Source organism: Craurococcus roseus, assembly GCF_039523795.1.
Lineage (GTDB): Bacteria > Pseudomonadota > Alphaproteobacteria > Acetobacterales > Acetobacteraceae > Craurococcus > Craurococcus roseus.
The window spans coordinates 166,284-167,162 of record NZ_BAAAFZ010000006.1 but is presented as its reverse complement, the minus strand read 5'-3'; the positions used below and the strand labels follow the sequence as shown (position 1 = coordinate 167,162).

Below are 879 nucleotides of genomic sequence, written 5' to 3'. Positions count from 1 at the left end.
CACGGCGGCGGCTTCCGGGTGCTCCGCGACGGCGGCCGGGCCCGGCACGCCGAGCGCCGCGGCGACGGCACGCGCGAAGGCGTCCAGTTCCGCAGGGCGGAGCGGGAAGCGGCGGTCGGCCCGCGCCGAGGTCAAGCAGGGCGTCGCCCCTGCCGCCAGGAGCAGCGGCGGCGCCCGCCCCCCCTCGCGCGCCGCCGCTCGGGCGGCGGCCCAGTCGCGCGCCAAGCGGAGCTGCGCCGGCCCTTCGCCCAGCGGGTCGGCGGACATGCACAGTACGGCGCGCGCGCGCGACAGGTCGGGCAACGCCGCGACGGGCCGACCGAACGCCGCCATCGCCCCCGCTCGCGCCGCCGGATCGGCGAGCGGGTCGTGGACGTGCCAGGCGGCGCTCGGGAAGGCCTCCAGCACCTCGCCGATCAGGCGCAGCAGCGTCGGGGACGAGACCGGGCCGGTCAGCAGGCGCACGCCTTCGCCGCCGCGGGCCAGGGCGTGCTCGCGCATCGCGCCCAAGGCCACGCCCAATACCCCCGGCGCCCGCGCGCGGCCGTTCTCGACCACCCGCCGGGAGCGGGCGGGGTCGTGCAGGGACAGCACGCTCGCCTCGGCGAAGACGTCGGTGGCGCCGAGGCTCGCCGGGTGGGCCGGGTTGCCCTCCACCTTCACGGCGTGGCCGGCGCGGGTGCGGACCAGAACGCCGCGGCCCAGCCCGTCGAGGTCGAGGGTGGTGGCGTAAGTTGCGTCCTCCGGCGCCACGCCGCGCGGGCGGGCGTACAGCGGGTGGCCGAACTCCTCCGCGCCGCCGTCGCACCCGGCGGCGGCCAGCGCGGCGCCGGCGGCCATCAGCGACAAGGCCACGCGGCGGCCGGGCGGGCCCGGCGG

1 pseudogene is annotated in these 879 nt (G+C 80.4%); it reads right to left on the bottom strand.

Annotated features, from left to right (window positions below):
• Positions 1-879: pseudogene (locus tag ABD067_RS02035) on the bottom strand (4Fe-4S dicluster domain-containing protein); the annotation flags it as partial.